Source organism: Kineococcus indalonis (assembly GCF_009906395.1).
In the GTDB taxonomy this organism is placed as follows: domain Bacteria; phylum Actinomycetota; class Actinomycetes; order Actinomycetales; family Kineococcaceae; genus Kineococcus; species Kineococcus indalonis.
This window is the reverse complement of the sequence record NZ_JAAALM010000414.1, coordinates 1-3,662: the sequence shown is the minus strand read 5'-3', so window position 1 is coordinate 3,662 and position 3,662 is coordinate 1. Positions and strand designations below refer to the sequence as shown.

At 80.3% G+C, this 3,662-nt stretch carries 3 protein-coding genes and 2 pseudogenes; 4 read left to right on the top strand and 1 reads right to left on the bottom strand.

Going from position 1 to position 3,662, the window contains the following annotated elements; all coding sequences use genetic code 11:
* From GTR00_RS16650 to GTR00_RS16635, 4 genes and pseudogenes are all read left to right on the top strand, one after another.
* Positions 1-275 (top strand): annotated as a pseudogene (locus tag GTR00_RS16650) (hypothetical protein); the annotation flags it as partial.
* A gap of 137 nt (positions 276-412) precedes the next feature.
* Positions 413-1,426 (top strand): ROK family glucokinase, encoded by a 1,014-nt coding sequence (locus GTR00_RS16645; RefSeq protein WP_166612702.1) that lies wholly within the window; start codon positions 413-415, stop codon positions 1,424-1,426.
* 29 nt (positions 1,427-1,455) lie between these two features.
* The gene (locus tag GTR00_RS16640; RefSeq protein ID WP_407659716.1) at positions 1,456-2,472 is read left to right on the top strand and encodes an ROK family glucokinase; all 1,017 of its coding nucleotides are present in this window, start codon (positions 1,456-1,458) and stop codon (positions 2,470-2,472) included.
* A 1-nt stretch (position 2,473) separates the two neighbouring features.
* A complete protein-coding gene (locus GTR00_RS16635; RefSeq protein ID WP_166612701.1) occupies positions 2,474-3,259 on the top strand; it encodes an endonuclease/exonuclease/phosphatase family protein in 786 nt (261 codons plus the stop codon).
* Positions 3,260-3,279: 20 nt separating this feature from the next.
* On the opposite strand, the pseudogene GTR00_RS16630 reads toward GTR00_RS16635, so the two are convergent.
* Positions 3,280-3,662, bottom strand: a pseudogene (locus GTR00_RS16630) (hypothetical protein); the annotation flags it as partial.

The following is a 3,662-nucleotide window of genomic DNA, read 5'->3' as shown; positions in this document are numbered from 1 at the left end:
GTGCGCGGGGACGACCGGCCCCGGTGGTCCCGGTGCCGGTCGTCCCCGCGCACGGGCCCGACGACGAGCGGGTCGGGGAGCGGGCCGGGGAGCGGGCCGGCGCGCTCGACGAGGAGGAGGTCGAGCGCATGCTGCGCACCCTGGCCGCCTCCGGCGCCCCCGTGCGCGGCCTGGGCTCCCCGCGCGCCAGGGTCGCCGTCGCCGCCGGCGGGGGCCTGGCCCTGACGCTGCTGCTCGTGCTCGCGATGACCGTCCTGGGGCTGCTCGCCGGCTGAGGCGCCCGGCGGCGCGCCGGGCCGCGCCCGCACGCCGGTCGGGGCGCGCGGGCGCGCATGCTCTAGCCTCCTGGCGGTCGCGCGTCGCGCGACCGCCCCACGCCGGGGCACGCGTCGCAGGGGGTTCCGGAACGGGCATGGCGGATCAGCGCACGACGGCGGCACACGACCCCGCGACGGCCGCCGGGGTCCCCGGCAACGCCATCGGCGTCGACATCGGGGGCACGAAGATCGGCGCGGGCGTCGTCGACCACCGGGGCGAGATCCTCGCCCAGACGCGGCGGGAGACACCCGCCTCCCACCCGGACGCGATCGCCGAGGCCGTGGCCGACGCGATCGCCGAGCTGGCCACCACCCACGAGTTCGGGCCCGTCGGCGTCGCCGCGGCCGGCTTCGTCGACGCGGCCCGCTCCGCGGTCGTCTTCGCGCCCAACCTCGCCTGGCGCGACGAGCCGCTGCGCGCGCGCCTGGAGCCGCGGCTGGGCCGGCCGGTGGTCGTCGAGAACGACGCCAACGCCGCCGCCTGGGCCGAGTACCGCTTCGGCGGCGGCCTCGACGAGCACGGCGTGCCGGTGGACGACCTGCTCATGCTGACCCTGGGCACCGGCCTGGGCGGCGGCATCGTCTCCGGCGGCGTGCTGCAGCGCGGCGCGAACGGCGCCGCCGCCGAGCTGGGCCACGTGCGGGCCGTGCCCGGCGGGCGCGCCTGCGGCTGCGGCAACCTCGGCTGCTGGGAGCAGTACGTCTCCGGCAACGCCCTGGTGCGCGAGGCCCGCGACCTGCTGCGCTCCGGGGACCCCTCCGCCGAGCAGCTGCTGCGCGCCGCCGGCGGCGACCCCGAGGCCGTGGACGGGCCGACGGTGACGCGGCTGGCGCAGGAGGGCGACCTGGCCTCCGCCCGGCTGCTGGCCGAGGTCGGCCGCTGGCTGGGCGAGGCCGTGGCGAGCTTCGTGGCCGTGCTGGACCCCGAGGTCGTCGTCATCGGCGGCGGCGTGTCCAGCGCCGGGGACCTGCTGCTGGCCCCGGCGCGGGCCAGCCTGGCCGAGAACCTCTCCGGGCGCACCCACCGCCGCCCGCCGCCGCTGCGCACCGCCCGCCGCGGCAACGCGGCCGGGATCATCGGCGCCGCGGACCTCGCGCGCCTCCGCTGAGCCCGCCGCCGGACCCGCGCCGCGCGGCGCTGCAGCAGCGGCTGCGCCAGCAGACCCGCCGCGCGCTCATCGGCGACGGCCCCGCGGTCGGCGTCGACATCGGCGGCACCAAGGTCCTCGCGGGCGTCGTCGACGGCGAGGGCCGCGTCGTGGCGCAGCTGCGCCGCGAGACGCCCACCAGGAGCCCGCGCGCGGTGGAGGACACCATCGCCGAGGTCGTCGAGGAGCTCGCCGGCGCCCACGACATCGTCTCGGTGGGCATCGGCGCGGCCGGGTTCGTCGACGCCGAGCGCTCCACCGTCCTGTTCGCCCCCCACCTGGCGTGGCGGCACGAGCCGCTGCGCGAGGCGGTGGAGCGGCGGGTGCGCGCCCGGCTGGGCCGGCGCGTCGGGCGGCGCACCGTGGTGGAGAACGACGCGAACGCGGCGGCCTGGGCGGAGTACCGCTTCGGCGCCGGGCGCGGCGAGAGCCGCCTGCTGTGCGTGACGATGGGCACCGGCATCGGCGGCGGCATCGTCACCCAGGGGCGCGTGGTGCGCGGGCGCTACGGCCTGGCCGGGGAGTTCGGCCACATGGTCGTGGTGCCCGGCGGGCACCGCTGCGAGTGCGGCAACCGCGGCTGCTGGGAGCAGTACGCCTCCGGCAACGCGCTGGTGCGCGAGGCGCGCGAGCTGGCCCGCTCGGCGTCCCCGGTGGCCCACGCCCTGCTGGAGCTGGCCGGCGGCGACCCGGAGGCGATCACCGGGCCGCTGGTGACGCAGGCCGCGCGCGCCGGCGACCCGGCGGCGGTGGAGCTGTTCGAGGAGGTCGGGCGCTGGCTGGGCATCGGCGTCGCCAACCTCGCCGCGGCCCTGGACCCGGGGACCGTGGTCATCGGCGGCGGCGTCTCCGACGCCGACGAGCTGCTGCTGGGCCCGTGCCGCGAGGCGTACCGGCGCACCCTCACCGGGCGCGGCTTCCGCCCCGAGCTGCGGGTGGTGCGGGCCCAGCTGGGCCCGGCCGCGGGCCTGGTGGGCGCCGCGGACCTCTCCCGCGGCTGGGGCTGACGTGCCCGCCGACGCGGGGCGCACCGTGCCCGGTGCCGCCGGCGGTGCGCGGCGGGCGCCGCTGCGCCTGGCCACCCTCAACGTGCGCGAGCTGCTCGACGACGGCCGGGTGCTGCGCGAGGTGCTGCGGGCCGTGGACGCCGACGTGGTGTGCCTGCAGGAGGTGCCCACGCACCCCTTCGCCGGTCACCGCCTGGGCGACCTCGCCGCCGACGTGGGCCTGTGGGTGGTCGCCTCCGGGCGCGAGGGCGCGGGCACCGCGGTGCTGACCGCCCCGCGGGTGGACGTGCGGGCCGGGGCGGTGCGGGCGCTGCCCACCCCGCGCTGGCGCGGGCGGCGCCCGGTGCGCCGGCGCGGCACGGCCGAGGCGGTCGTGCGCGTGCCGTGGGAGGGCGGCTGGTCCCGGGAGGTCCTGGTGCGCAGCGTCCACCTGGGCCTGGAGGAGGGGGAGCGGCTGGAGCACGCCGGGCTGCTGCTGCCGGGCACCGACCCGGCCGGGCCGTGCGCGCCGTGGGCCGGTGCCCCGCTGGTGGTGGCCGGCGACCTCAACGAGGGCCCGGACGGCCCCGCGCGCGGGGTGCTGCGCGGGGGGCTGACCGACGCCGCGCAGGCGGTGGGCACCGGCTTCCCCACGTTCCCGGCGCGCGCGCCGCGCCGGCGCATCGACGCGGTCCTGACCGACCCGCGCCTGACCGTCACGGCCGTGCGCACCCCGGCGGTGGAGCGGGCCGCCGACGCCACCGACCACCTGGCCGTGGTGGCCGACCTGCTGGTGCCGCTCGACTGAGCCGGTCGGACCGGCGCGCGTCAGACCACCGCGCCGTCGTCGTCGTTCTCGTCGCGGGAGCCGGGCAGGCGCACCACCAGCGTCGCGAACCCGGCGACGAACACGGCCGCGGTGATCGCCGTCACCAGCGCCGACACCTCCCGCCGGGCCAGCGCCACGACGAGCAGGAACAGCGGCGCCCCCACGACCGCGGCCCAGGCGGCCCAGCCGACGAGGTCCCGCGGCAGCGGCGCTGGCTCGGCCGGCACGAACCGCTCGCCCTCGTCGAGGTCGGCCAGCTCCGCGGGGCCGGGCGGCCGCTCCGCGCGGCGCGGCACCGCGGGGACGTCCTCGCGCGGTGCCGGCGGCAGCGGGCGCGCCGGTCGCACGGTGCGGCCCTCCGGGCGCGGGGGCGTGGCGGGAC